Source organism: Mariniluteicoccus flavus, assembly GCF_054776655.1.
In genome coordinates, this window is record NZ_BAAHBN010000005.1 from 104,755 (window position 1) to 120,944 (window position 16,190).

General features: G+C 67.8%; 11 protein-coding genes. 2 read left to right on the forward strand and 9 right to left on the reverse strand.

Features of this window, described 5'->3' with window-relative positions:
* The first annotated feature begins 173 nt into the window (after positions 1 to 173).
* Positions 174 to 2,756 (forward strand): ATP-dependent chaperone ClpB, encoded by a 2,583-nt coding sequence (clpB, locus tag ACYVAG_RS10150; protein ID WP_460769362.1) that lies wholly within the window; start codon positions 174 to 176, stop codon positions 2,754 to 2,756.
* Positions 2,757 to 3,183: 427 nt separating this feature from the next.
* Here the strand turns inward: clpB and ACYVAG_RS10155 are convergent, their stop codons facing one another.
* From ACYVAG_RS10155 to ACYVAG_RS10195, 9 genes are all read right to left on the reverse strand, one after another.
* On the reverse strand, positions 3,184 to 4,125 hold the full coding sequence (locus ACYVAG_RS10155) for a GlxA family transcriptional regulator (RefSeq protein WP_460769364.1): 942 nt from the start codon (positions 4,123 to 4,125) through the stop codon (positions 3,184 to 3,186).
* A 275-nt stretch (positions 4,126 to 4,400) separates the two neighbouring features.
* On the reverse strand, positions 4,401 to 5,363 hold the full coding sequence (locus ACYVAG_RS10160) for a LacI family DNA-binding transcriptional regulator (protein WP_460769365.1): 963 nt from the start codon (positions 5,361 to 5,363) through the stop codon (positions 4,401 to 4,403).
* Positions 5,363 to 6,607, reverse strand: coding sequence for a neutral/alkaline non-lysosomal ceramidase N-terminal domain-containing protein (locus ACYVAG_RS10165; RefSeq protein ID WP_460769367.1), 1,245 nt, complete (start codon positions 6,605 to 6,607; stop codon positions 5,363 to 5,365). Before ACYVAG_RS10165 ends, ACYVAG_RS10160 begins: the two co-directional genes overlap by 1 nt.
* Positions 6,604 to 7,722, reverse strand: a complete 1,119-nt coding sequence (locus ACYVAG_RS10170) for an N-acetylglucosamine-6-phosphate deacetylase (RefSeq protein ID WP_460769368.1) — start codon at positions 7,720 to 7,722, stop codon at positions 6,604 to 6,606. The genes ACYVAG_RS10165 and ACYVAG_RS10170 overlap by 4 nt, the downstream gene beginning before the upstream one ends.
* Positions 7,713 to 8,486: a sugar isomerase domain-containing protein gene (locus tag ACYVAG_RS10175; protein WP_460769369.1), complete on the reverse strand. Its 774-nt coding sequence runs from the start codon at positions 8,484 to 8,486 to the stop codon at positions 7,713 to 7,715. Before ACYVAG_RS10175 ends, ACYVAG_RS10170 begins: the two co-directional genes overlap by 10 nt.
* On the reverse strand, positions 8,479 to 9,219 hold the full coding sequence (locus ACYVAG_RS10180) for a 6-phosphogluconolactonase (protein ID WP_460769371.1): 741 nt from the start codon (positions 9,217 to 9,219) through the stop codon (positions 8,479 to 8,481). The genes ACYVAG_RS10175 and ACYVAG_RS10180 overlap by 8 nt, the downstream gene beginning before the upstream one ends.
* Positions 9,206 to 10,474: an AGE family epimerase/isomerase gene (locus tag ACYVAG_RS10185; RefSeq protein ID WP_460769373.1), complete on the reverse strand. Its 1,269-nt coding sequence runs from the start codon at positions 10,472 to 10,474 to the stop codon at positions 9,206 to 9,208. Before ACYVAG_RS10185 ends, ACYVAG_RS10180 begins: the two co-directional genes overlap by 14 nt.
* Positions 10,471 to 12,000 carry a sodium:solute symporter family protein gene (locus tag ACYVAG_RS10190; RefSeq protein ID WP_460769375.1) on the reverse strand — a complete coding sequence of 510 codons (1,530 nt, stop codon included), beginning with the start codon at positions 11,998 to 12,000 and terminating at the stop codon, positions 10,471 to 10,473. Before ACYVAG_RS10190 ends, ACYVAG_RS10185 begins: the two co-directional genes overlap by 4 nt.
* Positions 12,001 to 12,242: 242 nt before the next feature.
* Positions 12,243 to 13,082, reverse strand: coding sequence for an SDR family oxidoreductase (locus tag ACYVAG_RS10195; RefSeq protein ID WP_460769376.1), 840 nt, complete (start codon positions 13,080 to 13,082; stop codon positions 12,243 to 12,245).
* 270 nt (positions 13,083 to 13,352) lie between these two features.
* Here ACYVAG_RS10195 and ACYVAG_RS10200 point away from each other — a divergent pair, with 270 nt between their 5' ends.
* A complete protein-coding gene (locus ACYVAG_RS10200; RefSeq protein WP_460769378.1) occupies positions 13,353 to 16,079 on the forward strand; it encodes an N-6 DNA methylase in 2,727 nt (908 codons plus the stop codon).
* Positions 16,080 to 16,190: the final 111 nt, after the last annotated feature.

The following is a 16,190-nucleotide window of genomic DNA, read 5'->3' on the forward strand; positions in this document are numbered from 1 at the left end:
CCGTACGCGCGGTTCCGACGCCCGACCCTGACTTCTCCCTGACTTGAGCCCACCACGCTCAACTCTGCTTGCGGACCCCGCCTAAAGGGAGGATAGTTGAGCCTGTCAGGCTCAACCCTGAGCCACGCAACTTTCCGATCACCAGATCAGTCCGTTCCGTCGAGAGAGGTCTCATGGACACCAGCAAGCTCACCACGATGAGCCGGGACGCCGTCTCGGCTGCCGTACGCATGGCCCTCACCGAGGGCAACCCCCAGGCCGAGCCGGTTCACCTGCTCGCCGCCCTGCTCGCCATCCCCGGCAACACCTGCGCCCCGCTGCTCGAGAAGGTCGGCGCCGACCCCAAGGTCGTCGACGCCGCCGCCCAGGGCGCCATCAAGAAGCTCCCCTCCACCTCCGGCAGCTCCGTCGCCAACCCCACGATGTCCGGGCCGCTGGCCCGCGTACACGCCGAGGCCGAGACCCAGGCCCAGCGCCTGGGTGACAAGTTCGTCTCCACCGAACACTTGCTCATCGCGCTCGCGAAGGTAAAGTCGGACGCCCAGCAGATCCTCACCCAGCTCGGCGTCACCGACTCCAACCTCGCCAAGGCGTTCAACGACGCCCGCGGCGACAAGCGCATCACCTCCGCCGAGGAGGAGGGCTCCAACTCGGTGCTGGATCAATATTCGGTCGACCTCACCGAGGTCGCCCGCTCCGGCAAGCTCGACCCGGTCATCGGCCGCGACGTCGAGATCCGGCGCGTCGTGCAGGTCCTGAGCCGGCGTACGAAGAACAACCCCGTGCTCATCGGCGAACCCGGTGTCGGCAAGACCGCCGTCGTCGAGGGACTCGCCCAGCGCATCATCGCGGGCGACGTGCCCGACTCGCTCAAGGGCCGCCGCCTCGTCTCCCTCGACCTGGGCGCCATGATCGCCGGCGCGAAATATCGCGGCGAGTTCGAGGAGCGCCTGAAGGCCGTGCTGACGGCCATCAAGGAGGCCGAGGGCCAGGTCATCACCTTCATCGACGAGCTCCACACCGTCATCGGCGCGGGCAAGGCCGAGGGCTCAATGGACGCCGGCAACATGTTGAAGCCGATGCTGGCGCGCGGCGAGCTGCGCATGATCGGCGCGACGACCCTCGACGAATATCGCGAGAACATCGAGAAGGACCCCGCGTTCGAGCGCCGCTTCCAGCAGGTCTATGTCGGCGAGCCCAGCGTCGAGGACACGATCGCGATCCTGCGCGGCCTGCGCGAGCGCTATGAGGCCCACCACAAGGTGGCCATCACCGACGGCGCGCTGGTGGCGGCGGCGACGCTGTCGAACCGCTACATCACGTCGCGCCAGCTGCCCGACAAGGCGATCGACCTCGTCGACGAGTCTGCATCGCGCCTGCGCATGGAGATCGACTCGTCGCCCGAGGAGATCGACCAGCTGCGTCGCGACGTCGACCGCATGACGATGCAGCAGCTCGCCCTCGCCAAGGAGGACGATCCCGCGTCGCGCGAGCGCCTGGCGCGCCTCGACGAGGACCTCGAGAACGCCAAGGAGGAGCTGCGTGGGCTCGAGGCCCGCTGGGAGGCCGAGAAGACCGGCCTCAACAAGGTCGGCGAGCTGAAGCAGCAGATCGACGAGCTGCGGTCGGAGGCCGAGCGCGCCCAGCGCGAGGGCGACCTTACGCGCGCGTCCGAGCTGCTCTATGGCCAGATCCCCGCGCTGGAGGCCCAGCTGCAGGCCGCGGACGCGGCCGAGGACGACATCAAGCCGATGGTGTCGGAGGAGGTCACGGCCAACGACATCGCCGACGTCGTGTCGGCGTGGACGGGCGTACCCGTCGGCCGCATGCTCCAGGGCGAGTCGGAGAAGCTGCTCGAGATGGAGGCCGGGCTCGGCAAGCGCCTGATCGGCCAGAAGTCTGCTGTGGAAGCGGTTTCCGACGCCGTACGCAGGTCGCGCGCCGGCATCTCCGACCCCAACCGCCCGACGGGCTCGTTCCTGTTCCTCGGCCCGACGGGCGTGGGCAAGACCGAGCTGGCGAAGTCGCTCGCGGAGTTCCTGTTCGACGACGAGTCGGCGATGATCCGCATCGACATGTCGGAATATGGCGAGAAGCACTCGGTGTCGCGCCTGGTTGGCGCGCCCCCCGGCTATGTCGGCTATGAGGCCGGCGGCCAGCTGACCGAAGCCGTACGCCGCCGCCCCTACTCCGTCGTGCTCCTCGACGAGGTCGAGAAGGCCCATCCCGAGGTCTTCGACATCCTCCTGCAGGTACTCGACGACGGCCGTCTCACCGACGGCCAGGGCCGCACGGTCGACTTCCGCAACACCATCATGATCCTTACGTCGAACCTCGGCTCGCAGTTCCTGGCCGACCAGAAGCTCGACGCGAAGACCAAGAAGGACGCGGTGATGGAGGTCGTACGCAAGGCCTTCAAACCCGAGTTCCTCAACCGCCTCGACGAGGTCGTGCTGTTCGACCCGCTCGGCGTCGAGGACCTCACGAGGATCGTCGACATCACGCTGGACCGCCTCAACGCGCGCCTGGCCGACCGCCGCATCCGCATCGAGGTCACCGACGCAGGCAAGGAGTGGCTGGCCATGACGGGCTTCGACCCGGTCTATGGCGCGCGCCCGCTGCGCCGGCTGGTGCAGTCGACGATGGAGGATCTCCTTGCCCGCAAGGTGCTTGCGGGCGAGGTCACGGACGGCGACACGGTGAAGTTCGACCTGGACGAGGACCGGGACGGACTGGTGGTTGTGGACGCTGGCTGAGCGAGCGAAGCGAGTCGAAGCCTCGTACGCCGGGTCGTCACCTTCGGTGGCGGCCCGGTTCGGCACGCACGACGCCAAGCGCGTCGGAATGGCAACTTCCGGCGAGGTTTCGCGGCTCTTCCCAGATGAGGGTGTAGCGACGTGACCGACGCTACCCCGCCGGCCGGCTTCGGCCGCCTTGACCTGAGCGCCTTCGCGTCTCATCCCAATCGACCCTGATCGAGTCTGCTGACCCCCTCGACGAGAACGCAGCGACACATCACAGCCACCCGACCCCGACCGTCCGGGAAGCCGGGGCACGTCACATGGCCTGTGCTGCGGGCGTGTCGAGTGGGTCGTCCAGGGGCGACGCAGTAGCGTCGACGCGACGTGCTGAGAGGTGGTTCCAGTCGAGCACTAGGACACCGGCTACAGGCATGGCGATAGGTCAGGAACGGCGTCGCTCCCTGCGCAGGAGGGAGCGCAGAGTCTCGGCGTTCGCGTAGCCGACCCGTAGCGCGATCTCGGCGGAGGTGAGATCCGTGGTTGCTGAGAGGTGCCGAGCTCGTTCGGTGCGAAGCCGTTGGACGAACCCGAGCGGAGTGAGGTTGAGCGCCGCACCGACTCGTCGTTCGAGGGTGCGCCGGCTGGTGCCGAGCGACTGCGCGACGAAGGCGACGTTGAGCGGTTCGTCCAGGCGGGCGCGCACGAAGCGTTCGAACTCGACGACGATCGGGTCCTCGTGCCGGAGATGTTCGTAGGCGACGAAGGCCGCCTGCGACGGACGCTCGTCGATGATGAGGAGCTTGGCGACATGTTGGGCCAGGTCGGGGCTGATCGATCGCACGAGTGAGAGCGCGAGGTCGATGTGGGCGAACGCGGCGCCGGCGGTGACGAGGTTCCCGTCGACCACGACCATGGTGTCGAGATCGAGGGCGACGGTCGGATAGCGCTTCAGGAACTCCGGCCCCAGGAACCAGCTGGTCGTCGCCCGCCGATGATGCATCCGTCCGGTCTCGGCGACGGCGAACACGCCGGTGCACGCCGCGGCGATCCGGGTGGTCGCCTCGTCGAGGCGCCCGAGCGAGGCGATGACCGAACGAGCATCTCGGCTCTGGAGGGCGTCGTGGGTAGCGGCGGCCGTGAGGGTTCCAAGCGCAGGGACGACGACCACGTCGAACTCTGCGGACTCCGACAGCGGGTGGTCCACCGACAGGGTCATCGATGTTGTCGTGGTCACTCGCCGTTTCGGTCCGAGGATGGCGAGTTCGATCGGGTCGATCCGCGGGTCGACATCGCTGCGGGCTCCGTCGGCCACCCGCACGATGTCGATGATCGACGCGACAGCCGAACCGAAGCAGCCGTCGATCGCGATCAGTCCGATACGCATGGCGTGAACAATAGCAATACTGTCGTATACGCCACTTCTCACATGCCCTTGCTCGTCATCCTCGCGAGAGTCGCTGGCGCGGAATCACGTCTCAAAGACCGTCGTCGCACCCGGTGTCCAGACGGTTGGGCGACTATCGACCTCGATCTGGGGAACTGCGGTAGCTCGGGTTAGGAGCGCCACGTACGCATTCCTCGGCTGTATGGGTTGAGGCGAGGAAACTGCATCCCCGCACAGGTCCTCCGGCCGGCGTTACGGTCTCGCCGCCGACACCCTCACGTCTCCCTCATCCGCAACTCACCCTCATGCACGACCCGCTGGTCCACCACCGTCGATCCCTCCGACTCGGCCAGCATCCCCACCGCCTCCTGCACCGCGATCGCCGTGGGCAGGTGGATCGTGGAGATCCTCGGCCGCGTACTCACCGGGAGCGCGTCGTCACATCCCAGCAGTCGCACGTCCCGCGGGACGTCGCGCCCCGCATCGCCCAGACCATCCAGCACGCCGCAGGCGATGATGTCGTCGAACGCGATGATGGCGTCGCTGGCGGGGGCACGCTCCGCCATCGTCGACCTCGCCTGCGCGTACGTGCCCGCCTCCACCTGCAGGAAGTCGACCTCGAGACCCAGACTGCGCGTCTGCTCCTCCACCGCTCCGCGGCGTTCGTGCTGTGACCACGACCGGTGCGGGCCGCCGACATACGTGAAGCGCTTCGCACCCTGCGCCGCGAAATGGGCCACGCCCTCCCGCACCGCTCGCGACGTCGACAGGAGCACGCGCGCGACCTCGTCGGTGTCGTTGTTGATCAGGACCAGACGCGTCAGCCCTGCGACCTGCTGCAGTTCGGGAGACGGCAGCCTGGGCGACGCCATCACCAGGCCCTCGCAGTGGGGCAACAACGAGGCCACGTGGCGACGTTCCCGCGCGGCGTCGGAATTGGTCTCCACCACCATGACGTTCAGCCCGTACGCCTCGGCCGCCCGCTGCGCCGCCCGGATGAGCGGCGGGAAGAACGGGTTGACGAGGTCGGGAACGACGAGCCCGAGGATGCCGGTCCGTCCCGTGGTCAGCGCCTGCGCATGACGATTCGGCACATAGCCCAGCCGTTCGGCCACCTCGTGCACCCTCTGGACCGTCTTTGCCAGAAGGAGATGCGGCGCGTTGAACGCCCGCGACACCGTCGACGCCGAGACGCCGGCCTCTCGGGCGACCTCATAGATCGTGGCGCGACCCGGCATCAGCGATCCAACAGTCGGCGCGCCGCAGCAACGAGAGCTTCGGCCGAGCCGGAGGCGAACGGCGCCGGCATTCCGTAGTAGCGGTGCGCGTCCCGCACCTCATATCCTCCGTCGGCGTAGTCCTCCGCCATCGGGAAATACCCCGGAACGCCGTCGGCGTACCCCGCCACCAGCACGTCGTCCCGAGACCCTCGAAGCGCCTCGGCCACGCCGAGGAAAGGCTCCCCAGGAAGGAAAAGCAGCTCGTACGCGCCCACGCGCATCCGCGTGACCCGCCCTCGCCAGCGCGCGTGTGCGTCGACGGGGCTCCACGCACGCGCCCACTCCAGCCAGAGGTCGAGCAACATCCGCGTCGCCTCGGGGGCGTTGGTGCGCTGGTGCCTCCACTCCGCCGCGTCTCGGAAAACCTGCTCCTGCGTCAATTCGGCGTACGCGAGTGCGACCGGCTCGCTGGTCACCGAAACCCCGGTCGACAGATCCACTGCCTGGAAGGGATTCGCGGCGACCGCCGTCGCCAGCGCCTGCCCGCACCGTAGTGCCGCCTCGAACGTACGCTCCGCCCCCCGCTCTCCGGCGAACGACGCCTCGGCCGTGTGCCCGGTGTTGACGTCGCCCGCGGCACCGGTGAGGAAGACCACGGGCGCGGCCCAGCGCTCCTCCAACTCGGCCCGCAGGAAGTGCACGTAGTCCGCGCTGATGCGCGTGTTCGTCGCGTCGAGGACGACCGGGTGGCACGGATAGCTCACCACAGCAGCGATCTGGGCCCCTTCGTCGGTAGTGAAGACGAGGGCCTGCACGGGCGGGTCGATGGCCCGGTCCAGGTGGCGCCGGTCCCGAGCGACGCCCGCTCCGCGTGCCGACGCCCACCTTGCCCGCGCCGGTCGCCGGCTCGCGTACGCCCGGTCGAGCGCCTCCAGCGCCGCGGCCACCACCGCGTCGTGGACGTCGGGGGAGTGCGTACCGACGCGGCCGCGGCCCACGCAGGGGCCCGCGTGGGTGTGCGTCGCGGTCACGACGACCGTGGTCAATCGGCTCTGGCTCTCGATCTGCGCGCAGGTCTCCTCGTGCAGCGCGCACACGTCGACGGCGACCAACGCGCACTCGTCGATCACCAGCGCGCGGACGCTCGTGGCGTCGTGCACCCCGGTCGAGGGGGACAGTCGTGCAGCGAACCCGGACATCGGCGTACCCGTGGGGACCTCCACCGTCAGGACGGACGCGCCCACGAGCACACGCGGGCTCACAGTTCGCGTCCCCCGCGTACCACCGTCGTGACCTTGCCGGCGTCGTCCAGCAGGACCAGGTCGCTGGGGGCGCCCACCTGCACGTACGCGTGGCTGCGCCCCAACACACGAGCCGGCGTGACGCAGGCCAGCTCCGCGACGTCGCGTACGCCGAGCGGGGTCTGGGTGAGCACGAACCGAACGACCTGCGCCAGGTTCACCCCCGAACCGGCGAGCATCGTCGTGCCGGGCAGGCAGAGCCGGCCGTCGGCGGTCAGTTCGACCCGACCCCCGACCGGGGTCTCGTGAATGCCGGGAGCCGACCCGGCCAGGGCGGCCGAGTCGGAGACCAGGAAGGAGCGAGCGGTGCCCTTCGCCCGGACCATCGCGGTGAGGACCTCGGCCGACAGGTGGTGGCCGTCGCCGATGAACCCCGCGGTCAGCCGGTCGTCGGCGAGCTGGGTCCAGATCGCGTTGGGGTGGCGGGGAAGCTCGGGGTGGATGCCGTTGCCCAGATGGGTCGACAGGCTCGCCCCGGCGTCCACGGCCTCGACGATCTGGCGGGGCGACGCGTGGGTGTGGCCGATGGCGACGCGCGTGCCGGAGGCGACGATCCGCGCGATCTCGGACACGGCGCCCTCCTCGTGCGGCGACACGGTCACATAGCCCACGGGGGTGACGCGCTGCCACCGCGCGACCTCGACGGCGTCGATGGGTCGGATCTCGGTCGCGTCGTGGGCGCCGCGGGGGCCGTCCTCGGCCGACAGGAACGGACCCTCCACGTGGACGAAGGGGATGGCCCGTGCGACCGCAGGGTCGCGTCGGGCGTCACGCACGGCCTCGAGGGAGTGGGTGATGGCGGCCTCGGACGCGGTGATCACCGTCGGCACCCACGTCGTGACCCCGGCCTTCGCAAGGACGTCGGTGATCTCCACGACGGCCGAGGCGGAGGCCGTCGGCCCGTTGACGTCGTGCCCGGCGTACCCGTTCACCTGCAGGTCGATCAGGCCCGGCAACACCCACGGGAGTTGGCGATCGGCGGTGTCGACCCGGCGGATCGCGACGATGCGCTCGTCGTCGCAGGTGACCTCGAGGGCGGCCGCGGTGAAGGGGCAGCGCCCGGTGATCACAGGCACCGCACACGCCCCCGGAACCGCGAGATGAACCGCGCGTTCGCCTCGTCGCCGCCCGGGGCGTTGCCGCTGCGCCACATCGGGACCTCGACCTCGCGCCGGCCCAGTTCTTCGAGGGTCGCCAGCATCAACCAGTTCATGGCGAACGCGTTGGCGAACGTGGAACTGGCGCCCGACCGCTCATCGGCGCCCGGCACCTCGATCAGAGCGTCTCCGATCGGGACGTGGGTGTCGACGTGCAGATCGACGACATCATGAAGGTTCTGTCGGGACGGATGGCGCGCCGGATGGTCGGGCGCGGTCTGGTCGGCGTGCCGGCGGGAGGAGACCCCGATGGTGCGTACGCCGAGTTCGCGGGCGCGCAGGGCGGCGTCGATGAGGGCGGCGTTGATGCCGTACGCGTTGACGAGCACGAGCAGGTCGTCGCCGCCGAGACCCTGGTCGTCGATGACGACCCGCCCGTAGCCGGGGGTGCGTTCGATCGCCATGGACCGCAGGGCGCCGTTCGACAGCAGGGTGCCCTCGTCGAGGATCGCCGCCACGTGCATCAGGCCGCCGGCGCGGAAGAACACCTCCTGGGAGGCGAGGTTCGAGTGTCCGCCGGGCCCGAACACGTGGACCAGCCGGTCGGCCTCGATCTGGTCGGCCATCACCGTCGCAGCCCGCTCGATGGCGTTGCCCTGGGTGTCGAGGACGGTGCGCATCAGGTCGGTCACGGCGTCGAAATAGCGGTGCCCGATGTCGTTCGCGCGCGGCTCGTCAGTCATCGCTGGCCTCCCGATCGATGTGGAGCTCCACGTGGGGATGGAGCTTGAGGGCCGTGCCGGGAACCGCGGGGTCCAGCGGCCGGGCCAGCGTCTCGCGGACGGCCGCCCGCTTCGCCGTCCCCAGCACGCTGCAGATCACGTGTCCGGTGTTCAACAGCCGCGGGATCGTCACCGTGATCGCCCGCTCCGGAACGTCGTCGAGCGAGGCGAAGTGGCCCTCGTCGACCTGCTGCTGGCGCGACGTGATCTCGAGCTCGACGGGGCGCGCGGTCCGCTCGTCGTCGAAGCGCGCGGGCGGGTCGTTGAAGGCCAGGTGGGCGTTGACGCCGAGGCCGCACAGGGTGAGGTCGAAGGGTTCGTCGCCCATCGCGGCCGCGTACGCGCGGGCGGCCTCATCGGGCGCGAGGCCGGGGTCGATGCGGTGGAAGACGCCACTCGCCGGCAGCTTCGAGATGAAGTGCTCCTGGAGCCAGTTCCCGAACCCCTGCGGCGCGTCGGCGGGGAGCCCGAGATAGTCGTCCATGTGGAAGAACTCGACGGCGGAGAAGTCCACGTCCAGCCGCGAGAGCGCCTCGAGCAGCGGCTGCTGGCTGGGCGCCGCGGCGAGCATCACGCGCGCGCGGCCGCGCTCCTGCAGCGCGGAGCGGATCACCGCGGAGGCGTGGGCCGCCGTCACGCGTCCGAGCGTGGCCGGGTCGGGATGGACCGTCGGCGCAAGGTCATGGAGTGTCATCGTCACCTTCAGCTTGTCGGGGTGGGTGTTCGCGATTCAGGAGGACCAGCGCCCTGATGATGTGGAAGGGGTCCTTGACGGGCAGCGCGACGACCTCGTCCAGCGGCGTCCCGTCGCGCCCGCGGATCTGGATCCACTCCTGGCCTGACCCGGAAGGGAACACGGCCATGGTGTAGTCGATCACGCGCTCGGCCCACGACGCCAGCTCCGCGTCGTCCTGATTGCCAAAGCGGGCAAGCGCGTACATCGCCTCGGCATGGACCCACCACAGCTTCGTGTCCCAGGTGGTGCTCACCAGCTTCTGGTAGCGGTCGTCGGTCACCGGGCGTCCGTCCGGCCGTCCGCCGTCCTGGTCGACGTAGCGGAGCACGCCCCCGTCAGCGCCGTCCCATCCGATCTCGATGGCGCGCCTGGCGACGGCGTGCAGGCGTACGCGGGGGAGGAGCCGGAAGCCGGGGTCGGCCTCCTGCGCGCGGTCGATCATCCACAGCAGTTCGAGCATGTGTCCCGGCGTACGGTGACGCGCGACCAGGGTGTCGCCGTCGCGGGCGTCATCGGGGCGCATCTCCCACCAGTCGTCGCCGTCGCGGGAGAAGACCTGGCCCCTGAGCTGGCTGGCCGCCCAATCCCGCACGGCGCGTACGCGGGCCTCGGCGCCCCCGAGCGGGGCACGCAGCAGTTCGGCGGCGGTGTGGAGCAGGGACATCGGGCCCGCCAGGTCGGAAAATCCTTCCGGCACGGGGTAGGGCTCGCTCAGCGCCGTCCGGTCCGCGATGCCTGTCCGGGCGGTCTCGAGGATGCGGACAGATTCCTCGCGCCAGGCCGCCGCCCGCGGGTCGGCGGGGGAGACGTGGCGGAGGCCCGCCGCGAGCCCCAGGACGGCGAACAGGTCGGCGAAGACGCTGGTGGCGCTCTTGCCCGCGGCGTCGCGTATGGGTTCGCCGGACTCGGTGACGCGGAAGTGCGTGCGCCCGTCGTCCCGGACGGCCTCGGCCATGAGGCGCGCACACGTCCGTACGCAGCGGTCCCGCCACACGGCCTCGTCCAGCGCCAGCCGCCCCGCCGCGGCCTCATCGGCCAGCTCACCGGCCAGCCAGGCCCACCGGCCCTGGGACCACGTGAACCGGTCGGCGCTGTGCAGCGCGCCGGCGTTGTCAAAACCGGTGCGTACGCCGCCCCGCTCGTCGTCGACACCGTGGGTCTCCCACCACGGCAGGACGACCTCGGTGAGGTGGCGGGCCCAGCGGGTGGTCACGCCTTCGCCTCCTCCGTCGTTGCGGGCGAACGCGGGCCGGCGTCCTTCGACAGCGAGTCGACCAGCTCGTCGGTCTCGGGGGTGTTCTCGGGGCGGATCCAGCCGATGACGACGAACGCGATGATGGAGACGACGACGGGCGTGGCGACGGTCCAGGCCTGCGCCTCGTTGCCCAGCGACTTGACCCAGCCGGCGAGCACCCACCGGTTGAGCGCGAACATGATCAGCCCGAACAGCGTCGAGATGATCGCGGCCGAGGATCCCGACTTCCGGAACGCCGGCAGCAGGCCCAACAGCATCGGCACGGCGACCGGTCCGACGAGGGCGCCGAACCAGAGGATGAGCAGCCCGAGGACGCCTCCGAACGACTCGGACGACAGCGCGATCACCATCGAGAACGTGATGAACAGGAAGGTGATCAGGCGGCTGAAGAACAGCTCCTGCTTCTCCGGCAGGAAGCTACGGTCCTTGCGGAAGCGGGGAATGATGTCGCGCACCACGACCGACGCGATGGCGTTAGAGTCGGACGACGTCATGGCCATGGTGTGGGAGAACATGCCGGCCAGCACCAGCCCGATCAGTCCCTGCGGGAGGAGCGTCGTGGTGAGCAGTGCATAGCTCTGGTCGGGCTTCGGGAGGTTCGGCAGGATCAGCGGCGCCGCCCACATCGGGAAGAACAGGACGAGCGGCCACACCAGGTAGAGGGCAGCGGACAGCAGGATGGACTTCTTGGCCTGCGTACCGTCCTTGGTCGAGATCATGCGCATGGCGAGGTTCCACGTGCCGCCGTTGTAGGACAGCGTCGCGATCACCACGTAGGCGAGGAAGAACCACATCGTCAGCGTGCTCGCGAACGGATCGAGCCGGCCCGGCGGCAGCTGGTCCCACATGGTGAAGGGGGTGGCCAGGCCGTCGAGCCTCGCCATGACGGCGATGGCCAGGGCGACCGCGGCGACCAGCTGGATGACGAACTGGCCGAAGTCGGTGAGGACGTCGGCCCAGATGCCGCCGATCGTGGAATAGAACATCGTGACGCCGCCGACGAGGAGGATGCCCCAGACCATGGGGAGACCTGCGAAGACCTGCAGCAGGATCGCCGACGCGGTCCATTTGGCCGCCACGTCGAACACCTTGAGGAGGACGCCGCTCCACGCGAGCAACTGTTCGGTGGCGACGTTGTAGCGGACCGCAAGGTATTCCAGCGGGGAGATGATGCCCAGGCGCTGCCGCAGCCGCGGCCAGCGGGGCGCGAAGACGAAGGCGCCGATCAGGCACGCCACGGTGATGGACAGCGCCCACCAGACGTAGACGGCGAACCCGACCTTGTAAGCCAGCGCGGCGTAGCCGACGAAGACCGCGGCCGAATAGCCTGACATGTGGTGGGAGATGCCGACGAGCCACCACGGCACCTTGCCGTCGGCGACGAAGAAGTCGGAGGCGTTGGTGATGCGCCGCTTCGACCACCAGCCGATGCCGACCATCAGCAGGAAATACAGCGCGATCACGATCCAGTCCAGTGCCTGCATGCGCTTCTCCTCTTCGTTCGGACGCGTCATTGCGTGCGTGATCGAGTCACCATGGCATGCAAGCGGTTGCATGGGAAGGGGTTGGGAAAAAGGGTTGGTACGCGGCGCCGCGTTCTCCGAGCGAGGCCGCCTGCGGCCGAGACGAGGAGCCCTCACGTTCTCCGAGCGAGGCCGCCCGCGGCCGAGACGAGGAGCCCGCACGTTCTCCGAGCGAGGCCGCCCGCGGCCGAGACGAGGAGCCCTCACTCCCCCCGCAAATACTCATCCAGGCTCATCGGCGCTTTCCCCGTGATCGCCTCGACATCCCCACTCACCTGCGCCATCACGTTGCTCGCGATCGCCGTATAGGTGCTCACCCACGCGTCCACCTGCCAGTCCGGCGCGCCGAATCCCGCACGCGACCGGTACGCCTCCTCGAGCGTCTCGTCGTGGAACGTCACCTCCCGCCCGCGGACACGGCTGATCGTCGCCGCAACCTCCTCCAGCGTCAGCGCCTCCGGTCCCGTCAGGTCATAGGTGCGCCCCTCGTGCGGCGCCGGGTCCACCAGCACCGCCGTCGCGGTCCGCGCCACGTCCGCCCGTGCCACGATCGCCGCGCGCCCGTCCCCGCCCGGACCCCGGATCACGTCGTCGTCCCCGACGAGCGCCTCCATGAAGTCGATGTAGAACTGATCCCGCAGGAACGTCCAGGCCATGCCCGACGCCTTGATGTATTCCTCCGTCACGAAGTGGTCCCGCGCCAGCGTGAACACTGCATCGGGTGCCGCGGCCGCGAACGACGTGTACACCACGTGCTTCACCCCCGCAGCCGCCGCCGCATCGACGAAGGACCGGTGCTGATCGAGCCGCTCCGCGCTCTCGGACGCCGACACCATGAACAGCACATCGATGCCGTCGAGAGCGAGCTTGGACGCGGCGACGTCGGAATAGCTGAACGGATGCACGGTGCAGTGGGGCAGCTGCGGCGCCTTCGCGAGAGTACGCACCAGAAGGCGCTGCGGTACGCCGCGCTCCGCCAGATCGCGGGCGACGAGGCCGCCGAGTACGCCGGTGGAGCCGGTGACGGCGATGGGGATGGACACGTCGAACTCCTCCAGATGGGAGGTACGCAGCCTACGCGGGGCTTCAATCCGGCTGTCGTATGGGCCGATTGGTGTTGTTCGCTCTCCTCGGCATCGAGGACCATCACGAGGATCGTCGGCATCACACGGAATCACCTGAACGGGCGCCTGGCTGCTGTGGGCTTCCGCATCGAGGTCACCAAGGCCGTCAAGGAGTGACCAACCATGACGGGCTTCGACCCAGCCTATGGCGCCCGTTCCGCCGGATGATGCAGAGTCTGTGCGCAAGGCATGGGTCGTAGTGAACCAGCGGACGCAAGCGAGTCGAAGCCCCACGGCAGAGTTGGACACGTAATCTGGCTGTCTCGTGCGGCTATCGCTCTCCTCGAGGGTCGCAACGAAGCGCGCAACGAAGCGCGCAACGAAGCGGCGATCGGTATTAGGTTTGAACCGGATGCCACAGACGTCTACCGCAGGAACAGAGGTGTGGGTATGAAGGCGGTTCACCCGGCTTTCGAGTCCCTGATGGGGCGGGTCGAATGCGATCCCCTTTCCAACAGCCCTGATATGCGCGACCCGTCTATTACCGAACGCAGTACAAGCCTGTCCCTCGCGAGAGTGCTCGCGGCTGGATGCCTCGCGAGGCTGGATCCGTCGAAATCCTCAGTGTCTATCTGGGACCCGAGCGTCGGCGAGGGCTTTGCCGGGCATGTGCTCTCGGAAGCACTTCTCTCTTGCGACGTGAAGGTTCAGTTTCGCGGGCAAGACATCGCCCCGGACGCCATCGCCGCAAGCAGGTCGCGCTTCGAAGGCATCTCTGGTGCAGACTTCGCAGTGGGAGACACCCTATCGCGAGACGGGTTTCAGAGCCTTCGCGCAGACTTGGTAATCGTCGACGCGCCGTGGGGGATGGACTGGAAGCACTCTTCCACAGCTGTCGAGTCCCGACGACGGGCTGGAGAGTTCCGGTTCGGCTTGCCGAAGGGTACCGACAGCACGTGGCTCTTCATATCGCTCGCACTTGAGAAGTTGCGTCAGCCGGAGGACGGCGGCGGACGCGTGGCCGCACTCGTCCCTCCGGGTTCGCTGAGCAGCGGCAACAGCGCGGATGCAGAACTGAGGCGGAGGGTAATCGATGCAGGACTTTTCGAGTCCGTCGTTCGTCTACCAGAAGGTCTGGCACCGAATACATCTCTGCCTTTGTATCTGCTGACCTTCACAAATCAACCGCATGACGTAAGTGGCGGCAATGCGATGATCGCGGACCTCCAGACCCAGTTCACGACAGTGGAGCGGCGCAGGCGGGTGCTGGACTCTGCCATCCGTGAACTCGAATCGGGTTTGAGAACCAGGAGGCCGGGGCCACGGAACCGCGCAGTTCCGATCCGGGCGTTCATCCGGCGAGAGGCCAGAGCCACAAGGCGTGATCCTCAAGGTCAGCAACTTGAGTGGCTCGTCGCAACGTACCGCGACACGGCGATTGACGACGACTTCGTGCACACTCGGTACGGGCCAGAGGCTGGGGTGTCGATCGTAGGTCAGGTCAGCGAGGTGTACGACCTCGATCCCAGACCGGTCCTTAGGGACGACGCGAGCGAAATCCTGCAGGATCTCGCTGCCAAGAACTGGCCGGCGCTTCGACTGTCTGGCTTGCTAGAGTCCACTCCGAAAACCATCGAGAACGTAGCCATAGGTGACGCTCAAGATGAAGCATTGTTCGTCCCAACCGCAAAGTCTGGCCGGGTCTCGACCGGAGTGCCCGACCCGTCATCCAATGGTCGGGTGTTGGTTGTTGAGGTCGACCAAGGCCGAGTGGATCCCAGCTTCCTTGCCGCGTGGCTGAACTCAGAGCAAGGGAAGATGAGCCGAGTCCGAGCCATCGACTCCAGCAGTTCAGGTTCTCATTTCAAGGCTCTGCGATCGGAACCTAAAGCGCTGCTGCGGTGGGCGGATGAAGTTATCATCCCGCTTCCGCCGATTTCAGTGCAGGGGCGCCTTGGTGCTGCAGATGCTCGGCTCGCATCGTTCCAAGAGGAACTGGACAGCCAGAGGGAAGGCATCTGGTCCGCGCCTGAAGAGGCAGAAGCCACAGTAGATAGGTTCTCCAAGGTCTTCGACGATTCGATCACCGGCTGGTTGGCGGAGCTTCCGTTTCCCGTGGCATCAGCTCTGTGGACAGCTGAGACGGCCCGGACCTCGGGAGACAAACTCGAAGCCTACTTCCACGCGTGGGAAGCTGCGGTCGTATTCCACGCAACTGCCCTGCTGTCGGCGTGCCGTAGCGACCCTGGTAGTAGCGCCGAGGTGGAGCGCTCCATTAGAAGGACGCTGGAGGAGCACGGGATCGGGATTAACCGGGCATCTTTTGGTACTTGGAACGGCATCATCGAGCAGACATCCAAGGCACTCAGGCGTGCGCTCAAGGGTAATGATGCCGACGAGATCGCTCGAGTACGCTCAACCTTCAGCGACCTCCCAACGGCGACCATCGGGCGCCTACTTTCGACTGAAGCGACCGCAAAGTTCAAGGCTGTGGGGGACAAACGGAATCGGTGGCGGGGGCACAGCGGGCATGTGTCTGACCAACTGCGCGAAGAGCGGGTTGCGGAACTCATCGCAGATTTCCAAGACCTGCGACGAATCGTGGGCAACGCCTGGTCGCAGCTGCCTCTTGTGCGCGCAGGAAGCTGTAAGCGAGGCAAGTCCGACTACGTGCAGGTCGTGGAGCTCGCGATGGGGGAGCAGTCACCGTTCTTAACGAAGGAGTTCCGAGTCGCTGAGGCGATGCAGGATGGTGAACTGTATCTGGTGAGAGATGGCTCTAGATCACCGCTGCGTCTCGCGAACTTCATCCAGCTTCGTGGTGCGCCGCTGGATGCGCGATACACCAGCTACTTTTACAACCGGACGGAAGGGAGAAGCGTGCGGATGGTGAGTTACCAGTATGGTCCAGCGAGTGAGGCCGAATACGATGCTGCGCGGTTCCGAGAAGAGTTCGGAGCGCTATTACCCGAATGACTTCTTCACGGGCTCAAGGCTCGGAGGATAACCCACAACCTTGGAGACAGCATCGACATCTTCATTGAGGACTGGACTCGGAGGGGCGGGCCACTGGTGACCGACTTCGCG

Coding starts and splice junctions, on each gene's coding strand:
- clpB (WP_460769362.1), top strand. CDS start 174: ATGGACACCAGCAAGCTCACCACGATGAGCCGGGACGCCGTCTCGGCT.
- ACYVAG_RS10155 (WP_460769364.1), bottom strand. CDS start 4,125: ATGCGTATCGGACTGATCGCGATCGACGGCTGCTTCGGTTCGGCTGTC.
- ACYVAG_RS10160 (WP_460769365.1), bottom strand. CDS start 5,363: ATGCCGGGTCGCGCCACGATCTATGAGGTCGCCCGAGAGGCCGGCGTC.
- ACYVAG_RS10175 (WP_460769369.1), bottom strand. CDS start 8,486: ATGACTGACGAGCCGCGCGCGAACGACATCGGGCACCGCTATTTCGAC.
- ACYVAG_RS10180 (WP_460769371.1), bottom strand. CDS start 9,219: ATGACACTCCATGACCTTGCGCCGACGGTCCATCCCGACCCGGCCACG.
- ACYVAG_RS10190 (WP_460769375.1), bottom strand. CDS start 12,000: ATGCAGGCACTGGACTGGATCGTGATCGCGCTGTATTTCCTGCTGATG.
- ACYVAG_RS10200 (WP_460769378.1), top strand. CDS start 13,353: ATGGGTCGTAGTGAACCAGCGGACGCAAGCGAGTCGAAGCCCCACGGC.